Raw genomic sequence first — 17280 nt, 5'->3', positions numbered from 1 at the left:
ATGGCAAACCTGTTGGCAATTCTCGGCGCGGATGGCCGCACCACGCGCGCCATGCTCGCCGGCGCGGCCCTGCGCCATGCGGCACGCGAATCGGGCGACAAGCTCGACGTCGACGTGCGCAGCCCGGACACCCTCTCGGCCGTCGTCACCTCCACGCTCGCCACAGCCGATGCGGTGGTATGGGCCGGTGTCGCGCCGGACGATGCCTTGCGCCAGGCCAATCCGCGCACGCTTGAGGTCTCGCTTGACGAAGTGCTCGACGACGCCCGTGCCGTGCTCGCACGCATGATGCAAGGCAGTGCATCGGCCACGCCCCGCGCGGCAGCACAAAGCCGGCGCATCGTCGCCATTACGTCGTGCCCCACCGGCATCGCACACACCTTCATGGCGGCGGAGGCGCTCACACAGGCGGCGGCAGCGCTCAGCCACACGATCCACGTAGAAACGCAGGGCTCGGTGGGCGCGCAGAACACGCTGTCGGCCGACGCCATTGCCGCCGCAGACCTCGTACTGATCGCGGCGGATACGCAGGTGGACGTGTCGCGCTTTGCGGGCAAGGCGGTCTTCCGTAGCGGCACGAAGGCCGCCATCCATGACGGCCAGGCGCTGATCCGCCGTGCGTTGGCCGAGGCCGCCGTCGAGGCAGCACCAACGCAGGCCACCGCTGCCGCCGCCACCGGCGCCGCCGAACAGCGACGCACCAGCCCGTACAAGCACCTGATGACCGGCGTGTCGTTCATGCTGCCCTTCGTGGTGGCGGGCGGCATTCTGATTGCGCTGTCCTTTGCGCTGGGCGGCATCTACGTGACGGAAGACGCAGCGCGCCATACGCTGGGCGGCGCGCTGTTCCAGATCGGGGCCAAGTCTGCGTTTGCGCTGATGGTGCCGGCACTGGCCGGCTACATTGCGTACTCCATTGCCAGCCGGCCCGGCATTGCGCCGGGCATGGTGGGTGGCATGCTGGCCGCCAGCCTGGGCGCGGGCTTCCTGGGCGGCATCGTCGCGGGCTTCGTGGCGGGCTATGGCACGGACGCGCTCAACCGCTGGCTCAAGCTGCCGCGCAACCTCGAGGGCCTGAAGCCGGTGCTGATCCTGCCGGTGCTCGGCTGCTTGCTCACGGGCCTGGTGATGCTGTACGTGGTGGGCGCGCCCGTGGCGGCGCTGCTGGCTGCGCTGACCGAATGGCTGCGCGGCATGCAGGGGGCGAACGCCGTGCCGCTGGGCACCTTGCTGGGCGGCATGATGGCGTTCGACATGGGCGGCCCCATCAACAAGGCTGCCTATGCCTTCAGCACCGGGTTGATCGGCGCGCAGGTCTACACGCCCATGGCCGCCACCATGGCTGCCGGCATGACACCGCCGCTGGGCGTCGCACTGGCCGCATGGTTGTTCCCCTCGCGCTTTACCAGCGACGAACGCCAGGCCGCACGTGCCACCGCCGTGCTGGGCCTCGCGTTCATCAGCGAAGGGGCGATCCCCTATGCAGCGCGCGACCCGCTGCGCGTGATTCCCGCGCTCGTGGTGGGCTCCGCTTGCGCCGGTGCACTGTCGATGCTGTTTGGGGTGGAGTTGCGCGTGCCGCACGGTGGCGCTTTTGTGCTGCCGATCCCGAATGCGGTCACACACCTGGGCGGCTACGTAGTGGCGCTGGTGGCCGGCACCGTCATCACCGCCGTGCTGCTGGCCATCCTGAAACGCCGCGTGGAACCCAGCTGACGGAGGGCATCCGGCGGGCATGCAACCGGCGCTCTCAGCACATCACACGGCTTCTGTGTCTCAAAAACGATCCAAAACACCGTAATCGCGTCGATTCTGTTTGCCTGCCCCGCCTGTTTGGCTATGATGCCGAGCGAATCAAAATCTCTTCGGGGGGAGAGCAATGCAATCACGCAGTATTACCGCGCTGCTGGCCACGCTCGTGGCAGGCTTCATTGGCACGGCAACGGGCATCGCCCGGGCAGAAACCGGCGTCACCAACGACACCATCATCGTCGGTCAATCCGCACCGATGAGCGGCCCGGCCGCCGCGCTCGGCCAGCAGATGAACCTGGGCGCCAAGCTGTACTTCAACGCAGTCAACGCAGCGGGCGGCGTCAACGGCCGCAAGATCGAACTCAAGGTGCTCGACGATTTCTACGAGCCTGATGCCGCCGCGCGCAATACCAAGACGCTGATCGATAACACCAAGGTCTTCGCGCTGTTCGGCTACGTCGGTACGCCGACCAGCCTGGCTGCGCTCAAGCTGGCCACGCCCGCAGGCGTGCCGTTCTTCGCGCCCTACTCCGGTGCGATGGCGCTGCGCGAGCCGTTTGCACGCAACGTCTTCCACGTGCGCGCCAGCTACAACGACGAAACCGCCGCCATCGTGCAGCAGATCCGCACGACCGGCCTCAAGCGCATCGCCGTAGTCTACAACGACGACGCCTACGGCAAGTCCGGCCTGGACGGCGTGCAGCGTGCGCTGGGCACCCCTTCGGGTCAGGGCGTGACGCTCGTGGCGCAAGCCACCGTGCCGCGCAACACGGCCGACGTGAAGAGTGCCGTCAGCACCGTGCTAGCGCAGAAGCCGGAAGCCGTCGTCGTCATCAGCGCGTACCAGACGGTGGCCGCACTGGTGAAGGGCGCGCAGGAACAAGGCTATGCGGGCCAGTTCTATAACGTGTCGTTTGTCGGCACCCGGGCGCTGGCCGATACGCTGGGCAAGGCCGGCGGCGGCGTGGTCATCTCGCAGGTGATGCCGTATCCGAAGACGGCCTCGTCGCCGCTGGTGCGCGAGTACCAGAAGCTGCTCAAGACCGAGGGCATCTCCGACTTTGACTACGGCAGCATGGAAGGCTACGTGGCCGCCCGCGCATTTGTGGAAGGCCTCAAGCGCGCCGGCCGTGACCTGACGCGCGAGAAACTCATCACCGCGCTGGAGTCGATGAGCAACTACGACCTGGGCGGCTTCAACGTCAACTTCTCGCCGTCCAGCCATGTCGGCTCGAAGTTCGTCGAGATGACGATCATCAATTCGAGCGGGCAGGTGATCCGCTGAGCGGGCAGCTCCATCGCCAAAAAAGAAACCGGGCCATGCGCCCGGTTTTTTGTTGTCCGCGCCTGCCCCTTAGGCCGGCTGCAACTGCCGCTGTGCAAGCCGCCGCATGAAGGCCTCACACTGTGCGATCTGCGCCAGTTCGATGTACTCGTTGGGCTTGTGTGCCTGCTCGATGTTGCCGGGGCCGCACACCACCGTCGGGATACCCGCGCGTGAGAACAGGCCCGCTTCGGTGCCGTAATCGACCTTGCCCGGCACGGTGCCGCGGCTGTCGGCCAGCGCCTGCGCAAGCGCCACGAGTTCGTGCGATGGCGCGATCGACAAGCCCGGCGTGTTGGCCTTGATGGCAAAGCTGATGTCGGCGTCGCCGGAAATCTTGCGCATCTGCGGCAGCAGCGTGTCGTGGGCGTAGCGCTCGACTTCACCAAACAGCCAATCCGGATCGGTGCCCGGCAGGTAGCGGAAGTCGAAGGTGAACTCGCAATCGCGCGGCACCACGTTGGTGGCAATGCCGCCTTTGATGGTGCCCGTGTTGAGCGTGGTGTGCGGCACGACGAAAGCCGCGTCGCGCGCTTCTTCCGCCGCCATGCGCGCGGCCAGCGAACGAATGTGGGCGATCAGCAGCGCGGCAAACTCGATGGCATTCACGCCCTGCGGGGTGAGCGCGGAATGTGCCTCCTTGCCGCGCACGCAGCAGCGGTATTCGCGCTTGCCCTTGTGCGCGATGATGGCGCGCATCGAGGTGGGCTCGCCAACGATGCAGCCGGCGGGCTGGATACCGTTGGCTTCCAGATCGCGCAGCAGACCGCGCACGCCCACGCAGCCGATCTCCTCGTCGTACGAGAGGGAGAGATGGAAGCCGGCGTCGCCCTCTGCCGCCATGAAGTCCGGCACGTGCGCAAGCGCGACGGCGATGAAGCTCTTCATGTCGGCCGTGCCACGCCCATACAGGCGGCCGTCGCGAAGCTGCGCGTCGAAGGGGTTGGTGTCCCACGGCTGACCATCGACCGGCACCACGTCGGTGTGCCCCGACAGCACCAGCCCCGGCTTGCGCCCCGGCGACAGCGTCGCAAACAGATTGGCCTTGCCGCCAGTCGCGTCGTAGGTCAGGCGGCAATCGGCGCCCTGCGCACGCAGGCGGTCGCGCACCCATTCGATCAGGCCAAGGTTGGAGTTGCGGCTGACGGTGTCGAACGCCACCAGCGTGCGAATCAGTTCCAGAACCTCGTCAGAGGGTTGCAGCGCAGCGGCAGTGATGTCGGCGTTCATGAGGCTATAGCTGGTCGTTCAGGTGGCAGGCCGAAAACCGCAGCGGGGCAATCTCCTTGAGCACCGGCTGTTCCGTCTTGCAGCGCGGCATCGCATACGGGCAGCGCGGGTGGAAATGGCAGCCGGTTGGCGGATGCAGCGGCGAAGGAATCTCGCCCGAGATCGCCACGTAGGTTTTCTTGCGAACCTCCAGTTTAGGCGCTTCGGCCAGCAGCGCTTGCGTGTAGGGGTGATTGGGCGACGCGAAGATCGCCTCGGTAGGCGCCGACTCCACCACGCGGCCGAGGTACATGATGACCACGCGATCACTCACGTGCTTGACCACGCCCAGGTCGTGGCTGATGAACAGGTACGTGAGGTTCAGTTGCTCGCGCAGGCGGATGAACAGGTTCAGCACCTGCGCCTGGATCGACACATCCAGCGCCGCCACCGACTCATCGCAGACGAGAAATTCCGGCTTGACCGCCAGCGCCCGCGCAATACCAATGCGTGCCCGCTGCCCGCCCGAGAACTGATGCGGAAAGCGCCGCATGAGGCTTGGGTCCAGGCCGACGCGCGTAAGCATCTCGGCCACGTAGTCGCGCTGTGCAGTTGCTTCGACCATGCCATGCACGACGGGTGCTTCGCCCACGATGTCCTGCACGCGCATGCGCGGGTTGAGCGACGCGTATGGGTCCTGAAAGATCATCTGGATGGCGAGCTGTTTCTCGCGGCGGCGTTCGGCCGGTAGGCGATCCAGATCGACACCCTTCCACAGGCGCGTGCCTGCGGTCGGCTTGTGCAGGCCGACCGCCAATCGGCCGAGTGTGGACTTGCCACAACCCGATTCGCCCACCAGCCCGACCACCTCGCCCGCGGCGATGTTCAGGTCGACATGGTCCACCGCGTGCACCACCTCTTCCGTCAGGCCCGCGCCAAACCAGTTGGCAATGCGTGAAGAGATATCGAGCCCCTTCACGAAGCGCTTGGACATGCCCTGCAGCGAGAGGATCGGCACGGCCAATCCAGCAGGTGTGGCTTCGGTGGCCCCGGTGACAGCCATGGCATCTTGCTCGGGATGCATTGCGGTCATGCGGTGGTCTCCTCGGGGCCTGGGGTTGGTTGATCGGTGACGGGATGGAAACAACGCAGCGCGCGGCCGTCGTCGAGCCTGTCGAGCGTCGGCGGCTGCTTGCAGACCTCGGTGGCAAACGCGCAGCGCTCTCGGAAGGCGCAGCCGCTGGGCAGCGATAGCAGCGATGGCGTCATGCCCGGAATCTGCCGCAGCGGCGCACCACGTGGATTGCGCGACGGCGCCGAAGCGATCAGCCCGAATGTGTACGGATGGCGCGGCGCCTCCAGCACCTGCTGCACGCTTCCCTGCTCGACGATGCGGCCGGCGTACATCACGCACACGCTGTCGGCCAGCCCGGCCACTACCGACAGATCGTGCGTGATCCAGATCAGCGCGGTCCCGCTCTCGCGGCATAACGCCTGCACCTCGGCCAGGATCTGGCCCTGGATGGTCACGTCCAGCGCCGTGGTCGGTTCGTCGGCGATGATGAGATCGGGCTTGTTGAGCAACGCAATGGCAATCGCCACCCGCTGCCGCATGCCGCCCGAGAACTGGTGCGGATATGCCGTCAGCCGTTCATCCGGCGACGGAATGCCAACCCTCGCCAGCGCCGTGCGCGCCATGTCGCGCGCCTGCGTTTTGCTCACGCGCTGATGTGCCTGCACCGCCTCGATCATCTGCGTGTCGATCCGCAGGACCGGGTTCAGCGTCATCATCGGGTCCTGAAAGATCATGGCGATGCGGTTGCCGCGCATGTCGCGCATCTGCCGGGCAGACAGTGCACGCAAGTCATGCGTGACGCCGTCGCGGCCGGTCAGTTCGATGCGCCCGCCAACCACGCGGCCTGGCTCGTCGATCAGGCCCATGATGGAGTAGCCCGTCATCGACTTGCCCGAGCCGGATTCACCGACCAGGCCCATGATCTCGCCGCGACCAACGGTGAAGGAGACATCATCCACTGCCCGCGCAATGCCGCCGCGCGTGGTGAATTCCGTTTGCAGGCCCTCGACGACGAGCGTCGGTTTGCTGTTGGCGGTCGTCATAGTGTCTGCAGGCGCGGGTTGAGCACGTCGCGGAGCTGGTCAGACACCAGGTTCATCGACACGATGGTCACGAGCAGTGCCAGCCCGGGGAAGAAGCTGATCCAGTACTTGCCCGACAGCATGTACTGGAAACCGTTGGCGATCAGCAGGCCCAGCGACGGTTCGGTAATCGGCACACCCAAGCCCAGGAACGACAGCGTCGCCTCCAGCGTAATCGCCGAGGCCACCTGCAACGCGGCAATCACGATGAGCGGCGGCAAACAGTTCGGCAGCAAATGGCGGAACATGATGCGCGACGGCGGCAGGCCCAACACCTGCGCGGCCTCGATGTATTCGCGCCGGCGTTCGACCAGCGCCGCGCTGCGCGTGGTGCGCGCGTAGTACGCCCACTGCACCGCCACCAGCGCGATCACGATGTTAGTGATGCCCGGCTTGAGCAGCGCGAGCAGAATCAGCGCCAGCAAGATCGGCGGAAACGAGAGCTGCAGGTCGGCGATGCGCATGATGAGCGACTCGATGCGGCCGCCGGCAAAGCCCGCGATCAACCCGAGCGTCGTGCCCAGCACCAGCGCGAACACCGTGCTCACCACACCCACGCCCACGCTGATACGCAGGCCGTAGAGGATGGCGGAGAGGATGTCGCGGCCCTGGTCATCCGAGCCGAGCAGGAAGGTCATGCCGTCGGCCGATTTCTCGCCCGGCGCGAGCCGCGAGTCGAGTACATCGAGCTTGGCAAGGTCATACGGATTCTGCGGCGCGATCCACGGCGCGGTGATCGCCAGGATGATGATGATGGCCAGCACGATCACACCGATCACGGCAATGCGACTGGTGCAGAACTGCCGCACGAAGCGGCGCAGCGGCGTTTCTTCGGCGGCCGGTTTGGTTGAGGTTGCAGCGGAAGACGTCATGTCAGCCCCGGCTTTCAGACAAGCGCACGCGCGGGTCGAGCACGCCATAGACGAGATCGACCACTAGGTTGATGAGGATGAACAGCGTCACGATCACCAGCAGGTACGCGACGATCACCGGGCGGTCGAGCAACTGGATCGAATCGATGATGAGCTTGCCCATGCCCGGCCACGCATAGATCGATTCCGTCACGATCGAGAACGCGATGACCGAGCCGAACTGCAGCCCCACCACCGTCACAATCGGGATCAGGATGTTCTTGAGCACATGCACGCCGACGATGCGCGCGTTCGACAGACCTTTCGCGCGCGCGAACTTCACGTAGTCCTGCAGCATGGCCTCCTGCGTACCGGCGCGCGTGAGGCGAATCACCATCGCAATGTTCAGCAGCGACAGCGTCACGCCCGGCAGGATCAGGTGCCGGATGCCGTCAAGCGTCAGGAAACTCACGGGGATGCCCAGCAGCAGGCGCGTCTCCCCCCGCCCGTTGGACGGCAGCCAGCCGAGCTGCACCGCAAACACCATGATGAGCATGAGCCCGACCCAGAACGTCGGCAGCGAAAAGCCCAGAATCGAGATCGTCATGATGGTGCGGTTGGCCACGCCGTTCGGGCGCAGCCCCGCCCACAGCCCGAGCGGAATGCCCAGCACGATCGACAGCAGGATCGCAAAAATGGCCAACTCAAGCGTGGCCGGCATGCGCTCGAAGATCAGCTTGAGTGCGGGCGTGCCGTGCGCAAACGACACGCCCAGGTTGCCCTGCAGCGCCCCTTTCAGAAAGTACAGGTATTGCTCCCACAGCGGCTTGTCGAGCCCCAGCGCGGCAATCGTGCGCGCAATGTCCTGCTGGTCAGCCTGCGGGTTGATGAGGATGTCGACCGGGTTGCCAATGGCGTACACGCCCAGGAACACCAGGATCGACATCACCAACAGCACCGCCACGGATTCCAGCAACCTTCGGATCAGGAATACCAGCATCTGAGGCTCGCTTTTGTGGAGAGAGGGTTATTGCGGCTTGAAGCCGTGCGCGTACGTGCGCTCATCCGTGCGCGGCGTGTACGTGATGCCCTTGCGCGCCGCCCACGTCGTCACCTGGAAGTGGACTGGGATGATGCCACCGTCGTCCACCACGATGGCCGTCGCCTCCTGCAGCAATTTGGAGCGCTCGCCATCGTCCATCGTATAGAGCGCCTTGGTCAGCACGGCGTCCATCTTCGGGTTGCAGTACTGGCCCCAGTTGACGGTACCGAAGCCGGTCTTGGAATCCTCGCACGCCACCAGTGCACGCAGCGGCGAGCTGACCTCACCCGTCTGCGCGCCCCACCCCACCAGCCCGAACGAATACTCGTGATGGCCGCCCTTGGCCGCGTGAGTCGCCATCGGCGCACCTTCCACGCGCGTCGCGATGCCCACGCGCGTGAGGTTTTGCGCGATGGTCTGCGCAATCTTCTCGTCGTTCACGTAGCGGTTGTTCGGCGTGTGCAGCGTGACACCGAAGCCATCCGGGTAGCCCGCCTCGGCCAGCAGCTTCTTCGCGCCGTCCGGGTCGTACTTGAGCGTCTTCAGGTTCGGGTTATGACCGAACAGCGACGGCGGCACGAGGTTGTTGGTCGGCTCCGACAGGCCTTCCATGATGCGGTCCTTGATGCCCTGGCGGTTGATGGCCATGCTCATCGCGCGGCGCACGCGCGGATCCTTCAGCGGGTTCTTGTCGAGCGGCTTGCCGTCCTTGCCCGTCACCTCGGGCGTCGGGTCGCGCTTGTCGTCGGTGTACAGATAGATCACGCGGTGCGAGATCTTCGAGAAGAAGTTCAGCGACGCATCGCCACGCACGCGCGCAAGATCCGGTGTCGGCACGTTCTCAATGGCTTGCACGTCGCCCGACAGCAGCGCTGCAATGCGCGTCGCACCGTTCGGGATGAAGCGCAGCGTCACATGTTCCCACGCAGGCTTCGGGCCCCAGTACTGATCGTTGCGCACCAGCTCGACCCGATCATCACGCGCATAACTGACGAACTTGAACGGGCCCGTGCCGATCATGCCCTTGCCCTGTGCAAAGTCATCGCTCGACAGCCCCTGCGTCGCCTTCTTCTGCACGATGAACACCGACGTCAGATCCGACAGCATCAGCGGATACGGCTGCGACGTCGTCAGCTGGATCGTGTACTTGTCGATGATCTTCTTGTTGAGGATCGCCTTGGTGTACGTGTCGAACTTGCCCGGGCTGTTGAGGATCGTGGCCGGACGATCGAGCGACCACGCCACGTCTTCAGCGGTCAGCTCGCTGCCATCGTGAAACTTCACGCCGGGGCGTAGCTTGAATTCCCAGGTCAGGTTGTTGACCATCCGCCACGACGCAGCCAAGCCGGGAATGATGTGACTGTCGGCGTCCATCTTCACCAGGCACTCGAACATGTGCTCCGACACGTTGATGTTCGAGAACAGGTTGTAGAAGTGCGGGTCCATCGAAGTCGGCGGCGAGCTCATGCCGATCTTCAGATCAGCGGCCAACGCCTGCGGGCTCCCGCCCGCCATCACGCATCCTGCCACGCACATCGCAGCGGCCACGCGCCGCAAGGTCCGAATCATGGTCACGGCTCTTCTCCCCAAGAAGGAATCGATGGATCGATTTCGCTGACGGCGCGGCAGCACTTCTGAAGAGCGCTCGCGCCGACTATAGCGACGCGCACGTGCGCTCGGCAATGTGCGGCGCCACAAATTGGTGCATACCCGTACGACTGCCCTCGGGAAACCTCCGGAAATTTGGGGAGCAATCGGACAGGCACGGGCGAAAAGCAGGAAGCGTTCCACGTAAAGAACGAACGCGATGGCGGCATGCAAGCGGCGCACGCGGGTGTGCGGCGGGCCGAAGATGGCCCTTCGGCGTATCATCGAACGTGATTGAGACCTTTCAGCCAGAACACGAGCATCCCATGAAGCTGATTCCAGAGATCCAAGCCGCGCAGCCCGAAATTCAGGCGCTGCGACGCGATATCCATGCGCACCCCGAACTCTGTTTCGAAGAGCAGCGCACCTCCGACCTGGTTGCTGCCAAGCTGACCGAGTGGGGCATCGAAGTCCATCGCAGCCTGGGCAAGACGGGGCTGGTGGGCGTCATCCGCAACGGCGAAGGCAAGCGCATTGGCCTGCGTGCCGACATGGACGCCCTGCCGCTAGCCGAGGTCAACCAGTTCGAGCATCGCTCCAGGCACGAAGGCAAGATGCACGCGTGCGGGCACGACGGCCATACGGCCATGTTGCTCGGTGCGGCACATTACCTGTCCAAGCACCGCAACTTCAGCGGCACGGTGCATTTGATCTTCCAACCGGCGGAAGAAGGCGGTGGCGGTGCTCGCGAGATGATCAAAGACGGCCTGTTTGAGCGTTTCCCCTGCGATGCTGTATTTGGCCTGCATAACTGGCCCGGGGTACCGGTCGGAGCATTCGGCACGCGCGTCGGTGCGCTGATGGCGTCGAGCAATGAATTCCGCATCACGATCAAGGGCAAGGGCGCGCACGCCGCGCTGCCGCACAACGGCAATGACCCGGTATTCGTGGGTGCGCAAGTCGTCTCTGCGCTGCAGGGCATCATCACCCGCAACAAGCGTCCGATCGACACGGCCGTCCTGTCCGTCACCCAATTCCACGCCGGCGACGCCACCAACATCATCCCGAATGAAGCGTGGATCGGTGGCACGGTGCGCACGTTCTCGACGGAAGTCCTCGATCTGATCGAGCGCCGCATGGAGGAAGTCTCCAAGGGCATCGCCTCGGCTTACGACTGCACGGTTGATTTCGCCTTCCATCGCAACTACCCCCCCACAGTCAACAGCGAGTTGGAAACGCAATTCGCGGCGCAAGTCATGCGTGAGTTGGTCGGCGCAGACAACGTGGATGCCAACATTGATCCGACCATGGGCGCGGAGGATTTCTCCTTCATGCTGATCGAGAGACCTGGCTGCTTCGCGTTCATTGGCAACGGCGACGGCGACCACCGCGAGCAAGGCCACGGTCTAGGCCCCTGCATGCTGCACAACCCGAGTTACGACTTCAACGACGAGCTGCTGCCGTTGGGGGCGACGTACTGGGTGAGGCTGGTGGAGCGGTTCCTGGCGGTGTAGCTGGGCGGATCTGGTGCGCAAGCGCAAGAAGCCACCCGTTGGGTGGCTTTTCTTTTGGGCTGTTGCGGCAGGGAGGCAGCGGTGGTGCTGCGTTTGGGAGGCGTAAAAGCAAACACCCCAGCTCGGGTTGAGCTGGGGTGTTTTATGGGAGAGCCTGGCGATGACCTACTTTCACACGGGAATCCGCACTATCATCGGCGCGGAGTCGTTTCACGGTCCTGTTCGGGATGGGAAGGGGTGGTACCGACTCGCTATGGTCACCAGGCTATGACTTGTCGCGTCGCTGACTCAGTGGTCAACGCCGCCAATATGGGAATGTAGTTCAGGTTGTGTTTGTGTATCAGGCACAAGGCAGACTCAGCCGGAAACATACCGGTTATAGGATCAAGCCGCACGGGCAATTAGTACTGGTTAGCTGAACGCATTACTGCGCTTCCACACCCAGCCTATCAACGTCCTGGTCTCGAACGACCCTTCAGGGAGATCAAGTCTCCAGGGAATCCTCATCTTCAGGCAAGTTTCCCGCTTAGATGCTTTCAGCGGTTATCTCTTCCGTACATAGCTACCCTGCGATGCCTCTGGCGAGACAACAGGTACACCAGCGGTACGTCCACTCCGGTCCTCTCGTACTAGGAGCAGCCCCCGTCAAGATTCCAACGCCCACGGCAGATAGGGACCAAACTGTCTCACGACGTTTTAAACCCAGCTCACGTACCTCTTTAAATGGCGAACAGCCATACCCTTGGGACCGGCTACAGCCCCAGGATGAGATGAGCCGACATCGAGGTGCCAAACACCGCCGTCGATATGAACTCTTGGGCGGTATCAGCCTGTTATCCCCAGAGTACCTTTTATCCGTTGAGCGATGGCCCTTCCATACAGAACCACCGGATCACTATGTCCTGCTTTCGCACCTGCTCGACTTGTCGGTCTCGCAGTTAAGCACGCTTTTGCCATTGCACTTTAGGTACGATGTCCGACCGTACCAAGCGTACCTTCGAACTCCTCCGTTACACTTTGGGAGGAGACCGCCCCAGTCAAACTGCCTACCATGCACTGTCCCCGACCCGGATTCACGGGCCAAGGTTAGAACCTCAAACAAACCAGGGTGGTATTTCAAGGTCGGCTCCACCGAAACTAGCGTCCCGGTTTCAAAGCCTCCCACCTATCCTACACAGATCGGTTCAAAGTCCAATGCAAAGCTACAGTAAAGGTTCATGGGGTCTTTCCGTCTAGCCGCGGGGAGATTGCATCATCACAAACACTTCAACTTCGCTGAGTCTCGGGAGGAGACAGTGTGGCCATCGTTACGCCATTCGTGCAGGTCGGAACTTACCCGACAAGGAATTTCGCTACCTTAGGACCGTTATAGTTACGGCCGCCGTTTACCGGGACTTCAATCAAGAGCTTGCACCCCATCATTTAATCTTCCGGCACCGGGCAGGCGTCACACCCTATACGTCCACTTTCGTGTTTGCAGAGTGCTGTGTTTTTATTAAACAGTCGCAGCCACCATTTTATTGCAACCCCTTCGTCCTTCTGGCGCGAGCCAGTCAAACTACAAGGGCGTACCTTATCCCGAAGTTACGGTACCAATTTGCCGAGTTCCTTCTCCCGAGTTCTCTCAAGCGCCTTAGAATACTCATCTCGCCCACCTGTGTCGGTTTGCGGTACGGTCTCGTATGACTGAAGCTTAGAGGCTTTTCTTGGAACCACTTCCAATTGCTTCGCGACCTAAAGTCGCTCGCCCCACACCCTTGAATCACGCACCCGGATTTGCCTAAGTGCCATCTCCAATGCAGGGACCGGGACATCCAACACCCGGACAACCTTCCGCGATCCGTCCCCCCATCGCATCATACGACGGTGCAGGAATATTAACCTGCTTCCCATCAGCTACGCATCTCTGCCTCGCCTTAGGGGCCGACTCACCCTACGCCGATGAACGTTGCGTAGGAAACCTTGGGCTTACGGCGAGGGGGCCTTTCACCCCCTTTATCGCTACTCATGTCAGCATTCGCACTTCTGATACCTCCAGCATCCTTTACAAGACACCTTCACAGGCTTACAGAACGCTCTCCTACCATGCACTTACGTGCATCCGCAGCTTCGGTATATTGCTTAGCCCCGTTACATCTTCCGCGCAGGACGACTCGATCAGTGAGCTATTACGCTTTCTTTAAAGGGTGGCTGCTTCTAAGCCAACCTCCTGACTGTTTTAGCCTTCCCACTTCGTTTCCCACTTAGCAATATTTAGGGACCTTAGCTGGCGGTCTGGGTTGTTTCCCTCTTGACACCGGACGTTAGCACCCGATGTCTGTCTCCCGTGATTGCACTCTTCGGTATTCGGAGTTTGCTATGGCGGGGTAATCAGCAATAGACCCCCCAACCATGACAGTGCTCTACCCCCGAAGGTGAGACACGAGGCACTACCTAAATAGTTTTCGGAGAGAACCAGCTATTTCCAAGTTTGTTTAGCCTTTCACCCCTATCCACAGCTCATCCCCTAACTTTTCAACGTTAGTGGGTTCGGTCCTCCAGTACGTGTTACCGCACCTTCAACCTGGCCATGGATAGATCACTTGGTTTCGGGTCTACACCCAGCGACTGAACGCCCTATTCGGACTCGCTTTCGCTACGCCTTCCCTAATCGGTTAAGCTTGCCACTGAATGTAAGTCGCTGACCCATTATACAAAAGGTACGCCGTCACCCGTTTCCAGGCTCCGACTGTTTGTATGCATGCGGTTTCAGGATCTATTTCACTCCCCTCCCGGGGTTCTTTTCGCCTTTCCCTCACGGTACTGGTTCACTATCGGTCGATTACGAGTATTTAGCCTTGGAGGATGGTCCCCCCATCTTCAGACAGGATTTCACGTGTCCCGCCCTACTTGTCGTACACCTAGTTCCACAATACTGTTTTCGCGTACGGGGCTATCACCCGCTATGGCCGGACTTTCCATTCCGTTCCGCTAACAATACTGCTAAAGAGTACAAGGCTGATCCCATTTCGCTCGCCACTACTTTGGGAATCTCGGTTGATTTCTGTTCCTGCAGCTACTTAGATGTTTCAGTTCGCTGCGTTCGCTTCTGTTACCTATGTATTCAGTAACAGATGACCCATTCGGGCCGGGTTTCCCCATTCGGACATCTGCGGATCAAAGCTTGTTTGCCAGCTCCCCGCAGCTTTTCGCAGGCTACTACGTCCTTCATCGCCTGTAATCGCCAAGGCATCCACCACATGCACTTATTCGCTTGACCCTATAACGAGTATGTCTCGTTACAGGCTGAGTTCTCGCGTTGTGCCGTATTCCAAGACAATCTTTCGATTGCTCTGGTAATACTGGTTGATACAATCACAACCCAGTGTCGCGTTACTACCGAGCATCTCATCAATGCTCCGCGACACCTTTACTACATTCCATATTGTTAAAGAACAGCCGAACTTTTACGCTCGTCTTGGCTAGGCCAAACGCAAACACCATCGACATCACTTCGTCGATGCTTGCGTTTGGTAACCAAAAGGTTTTGGTGGAGGATGACGGGATCGAACCGACGACCCCCTGCTTGCAAAGCAGGTGCTCTCCCAGCTGAGCTAATCCCCCAGTCACGGCAGAGAACTTCTTCCACCGTCCGTAACTTGGTGGGTCTGGTAGGACTTGAACCTACGACCCCCGCCTTATCAAGACGGTGCTCTAACCACCTGAGCTACAGACCCTTGGCTGTAACATCAAACAAACCGATAAGTGTGGACGCCTAACGTCGGATGCACGCTCTTAAAGGAGGTGATCCAGCCGCACCTTCCGATACGGCTACCTTGTTACGACTTCACCCCAGTCATGAACCCTGCCGTGGTAATCGCCCTCCTTACGGTTAGGCTAACTACTTCTGGCAAAACCCACTCCCATGGTGTGACGGGCGGTGTGTACAAGACCCGGGAACGTATTCACCGCGGCATGCTGATCCGCGATTACTAGCGATTCCAGCTTCACGTAGTCGAGTTGCAGACTACGATCCGGACTACGATGCATTTTCTGGGATTAGCTCCACCTCGCGGCTTGGCAACCCTCTGTATGCACCATTGTATGACGTGTGAAGCCCTACCCATAAGGGCCATGAGGACTTGACGTCATCCCCACCTTCCTCCGGTTTGTCACCGGCAGTCTCTCTAGAGTGCCCTTTCGTAGCAACTAGAGACAAGGGTTGCGCTCGTTGCGGGACTTAACCCAACATCTCACGACACGAGCTGACGACAGCCATGCAGCACCTGTGTCCACTTTCTCTTTCGAGCACCTAATGCATCTCTGCTTCGTTAGTGGCATGTCAAGGGTAGGTAAGGTTTTTCGCGTTGCATCGAATTAATCCACATCATCCACCGCTTGTGCGGGTCCCCGTCAATTCCTTTGAGTTTTAATCTTGCGACCGTACTCCCCAGGCGGTCAACTTCACGCGTTAGCTACGTTACTAAGGAAATGAATCCCCAACAACTAGTTGACATCGTTTAGGGCGTGGACTACCAGGGTATCTAATCCTGTTTGCTCCCCACGCTTTCGTGCATGAGCGTCAGTGTTATCCCAGGGGGCTGCCTTCGCCATCGGTATTCCTCCACATCTCTACGCATTTCACTGCTACACGTGGAATTCTACCCCCCTCTGACACACTCTAGCCGTGCAGTCACCAATGCAATTCCCAGGTTAAGCCCGGGGATTTCACATCGGTCTTGCACAACCGCCTGCGCACGCTTTACGCCCAGTAATTCCGATTAACGCTTGGACCCTACGTATTACCGCGGCTGCTGGCACGTAGTTAGCCGGTCCTTATTCTTCCGGTACCGTCATCCACACCTAGTATTATTAAGTGCGATTTCTTTCCGGACAAAAGTGCTTTACAACCCGAAGGCCTTCTTCACACACGCGGCATTGCTGGATCAGGGTTGCCCCCATTGTCCAAAATTCCCCACTGCTGCCTCCCGTAGGAGTCTGGGCCGTGTCTCAGTCCCAGTGTGGCTGATCGTCCTCTCAGACCAGCTACTGATCGTCGCCTTGGTGGGCCTTTACCCCACCAACTAGCTAATCAGACATCGGCCGCTCCTATAGCATGAGGCCTTGCGGTCCCCCACTTTCACCCTCAGGTCGTATGCGGTATTAGCTAATCTTTCGACTAGTTATCCCCCACTACAGGGCACGTTCCGATGTATTACTCACCCGTTCGCCACTCGCCATCAATCTAGCAAGCTAGATCATGCTGCCGTTCGACTTGCATGTGTAAGGCATGCCGCCAGCGTTCAATCTGAGCCAGGATCAAACTCTTCAGTTCAATCTGCTGTTTTCGCTCTTTACGAGCGGTCGCTCACTCTCAGAATCTGACTTGAACTTTCGTTCAAACCTTACTTCTGTGCGAGCACTTCATTACTTGTAAGCTAGCGAATTTGCATTCGCCGCACCCAGTATTAAGCGCCCACACTTATCGGCTGTTTGCTTGTTAAAGAACTTCGCGATCAACTTTGTTCACCGCGTCGCTGCGTTTGCTGCAGCAGAGAAACGAGATTATGCAGAGCTTTTTCGTCGCTGTCAACAACTTGCTGAAGAATTTTTATCATCAACGCGCTGCTAACTCCCTACCGCGACACCCACCCGATCATCACTACCAATCGGCCGGAAACCCGCACCACCTCTACTTCTCCACCGCCCCAACACCACCACCGTCGCTTTCGTTTCGGCGCTGTGTCGTGCAGCGAGGGGCGAACTATAGGCAGGTTTCCCACACTTGGCAACACCTTTCTCGTGTCCAACTGATGACGCAACCGTGAAGAATGCTCACCAGCCGAGGCTGCGCCTAGGATTGCG

9 protein-coding genes, 2 tRNA genes and 3 rRNA genes are annotated in these 17280 nt (G+C 60.9%); 3 read left to right on the top strand and 11 right to left on the bottom strand.

All coding sequences use genetic code 11. From position 1 onward, the window contains the following. Positions 1 to 1716, top strand: a complete 1716-nt coding sequence (locus ACS13N_RS00070; RefSeq protein ID WP_438929788.1) for a PTS fructose transporter subunit IIC — start codon at positions 1 to 3, stop codon at positions 1714 to 1716. A gap of 163 nt (positions 1717 to 1879) precedes the next feature. Continuing rightward, positions 1880 to 3037 (top strand): ABC transporter substrate-binding protein, encoded by a 1158-nt coding sequence (locus ACS13N_RS00065; RefSeq protein ID WP_438929787.1) that lies wholly within the window; start codon positions 1880 to 1882, stop codon positions 3035 to 3037. 69 nt (positions 3038 to 3106) lie between these two features. Here the strand turns inward: ACS13N_RS00065 and argE are convergent, their stop codons facing one another. From argE to ACS13N_RS00035, 6 genes are read right to left on the bottom strand one after another with little or no spacing between them, the layout of a single operon-like run. Continuing rightward, positions 3107 to 4306: an acetylornithine deacetylase gene (argE, locus tag ACS13N_RS00060; RefSeq protein ID WP_438929786.1), complete on the bottom strand. Its 1200-nt coding sequence runs from the start codon at positions 4304 to 4306 to the stop codon at positions 3107 to 3109. 4 nt (positions 4307 to 4310) lie between these two features. Beyond that, entirely contained in the window at positions 4311 to 5378 is a 1068-nt protein-coding gene (locus ACS13N_RS00055) for an ABC transporter ATP-binding protein (RefSeq protein WP_438929785.1), read from the bottom strand. Further along, positions 5375 to 6403, bottom strand: coding sequence for an ABC transporter ATP-binding protein (locus ACS13N_RS00050; RefSeq protein WP_438929784.1), 1029 nt, complete (start codon positions 6401 to 6403; stop codon positions 5375 to 5377). The genes ACS13N_RS00055 and ACS13N_RS00050 overlap by 4 nt, the downstream gene beginning before the upstream one ends. Further along, positions 6400 to 7314, bottom strand: a complete 915-nt coding sequence (locus ACS13N_RS00045; RefSeq protein ID WP_438929783.1) for an ABC transporter permease — start codon at positions 7312 to 7314, stop codon at positions 6400 to 6402. The genes ACS13N_RS00050 and ACS13N_RS00045 overlap by 4 nt, the downstream gene beginning before the upstream one ends. Position 7315: 1 nt before the next feature. Next, complete coding sequence (locus ACS13N_RS00040; protein ID WP_438929782.1) at positions 7316 to 8293, bottom strand: ABC transporter permease; 978 nt, start codon at positions 8291 to 8293, stop codon at positions 7316 to 7318. A gap of 27 nt (positions 8294 to 8320) precedes the next feature. Then, positions 8321 to 9871 (bottom strand): ABC transporter substrate-binding protein, encoded by a 1551-nt coding sequence (locus ACS13N_RS00035; RefSeq protein WP_438930575.1) that lies wholly within the window; start codon positions 9869 to 9871, stop codon positions 8321 to 8323. Positions 9872 to 10248: 377 nt separating this feature from the next. Here ACS13N_RS00035 and ACS13N_RS00030 point away from each other — a divergent pair, with 377 nt between their 5' ends. After that, a complete protein-coding gene (locus tag ACS13N_RS00030; protein ID WP_438929781.1) occupies positions 10249 to 11436 on the top strand; it encodes a M20 aminoacylase family protein in 1188 nt (395 codons plus the stop codon). Positions 11437 to 11588: 152 nt separating this feature from the next. Here ACS13N_RS00030 and rrf read toward each other — a convergent pair. From rrf to ACS13N_RS00005, 5 genes are all read right to left on the bottom strand, one after another. Next, positions 11589 to 11701: ribosomal RNA gene (rrf, locus tag ACS13N_RS00025) — 5S ribosomal RNA — on the bottom strand. A gap of 115 nt (positions 11702 to 11816) precedes the next feature. Further along, a 23S ribosomal RNA gene (locus ACS13N_RS00020) occupies positions 11817 to 14695 on the bottom strand. 268 nt (positions 14696 to 14963) lie between these two features. Continuing rightward, positions 14964 to 15039, bottom strand: a tRNA-Ala gene (locus tag ACS13N_RS00015). A gap of 36 nt (positions 15040 to 15075) precedes the next feature. Then, positions 15076 to 15152 (bottom strand) — tRNA-Ile (locus tag ACS13N_RS00010). A gap of 60 nt (positions 15153 to 15212) precedes the next feature. After that, positions 15213 to 16750, bottom strand: a 16S ribosomal RNA gene (locus ACS13N_RS00005). The 16S, 23S and 5S rRNA genes sit together here with 2 tRNA genes alongside, the layout of an rRNA operon. Between the last annotated feature and the right edge of the window lie 530 nt (positions 16751 to 17280).

This window comes from Ralstonia sp. 24A2, assembly GCF_051783885.1.
In the GTDB taxonomy this organism is placed as follows: domain Bacteria; phylum Pseudomonadota; class Gammaproteobacteria; order Burkholderiales; family Burkholderiaceae; genus Ralstonia.
This window is presented reverse-complemented; position numbering and strand designations above follow the sequence as displayed.

Bases quoted from the DNA above. Each gene is read 5' to 3' on its own strand.
- ACS13N_RS00070 (WP_438929788.1), top strand. From the start codon at position 1: ATGGCAAACCTGTTGGCAATTCTCGGCGCGGATGGCCGCACCACGCGC.
- ACS13N_RS00055 (WP_438929785.1), bottom strand. From the start codon at position 5,378: ATGACCGCAATGCATCCCGAGCAAGATGCCATGGCTGTCACCGGGGCC.
- ACS13N_RS00035 (WP_438930575.1), bottom strand. From the start codon at position 9,871: ATGTGCGTGGCAGGATGCGTGATGGCGGGCGGGAGCCCGCAGGCGTTG.
- ACS13N_RS00040 (WP_438929782.1), bottom strand. From the start codon at position 8,293: ATGCTGGTATTCCTGATCCGAAGGTTGCTGGAATCCGTGGCGGTGCTG.
- ACS13N_RS00030 (WP_438929781.1), top strand. From the start codon at position 10,249: ATGAAGCTGATTCCAGAGATCCAAGCCGCGCAGCCCGAAATTCAGGCG.
- ACS13N_RS00050 (WP_438929784.1), bottom strand. From the start codon at position 6,403: ATGACGACCGCCAACAGCAAACCGACGCTCGTCGTCGAGGGCCTGCAA.
- ACS13N_RS00065 (WP_438929787.1), top strand. From the start codon at position 1,880: ATGCAATCACGCAGTATTACCGCGCTGCTGGCCACGCTCGTGGCAGGC.
- argE (WP_438929786.1), bottom strand. From the start codon at position 4,306: ATGAACGCCGACATCACTGCCGCTGCGCTGCAACCCTCTGACGAGGTT.
- ACS13N_RS00045 (WP_438929783.1), bottom strand. From the start codon at position 7,314: ATGACGTCTTCCGCTGCAACCTCAACCAAACCGGCCGCCGAAGAAACG.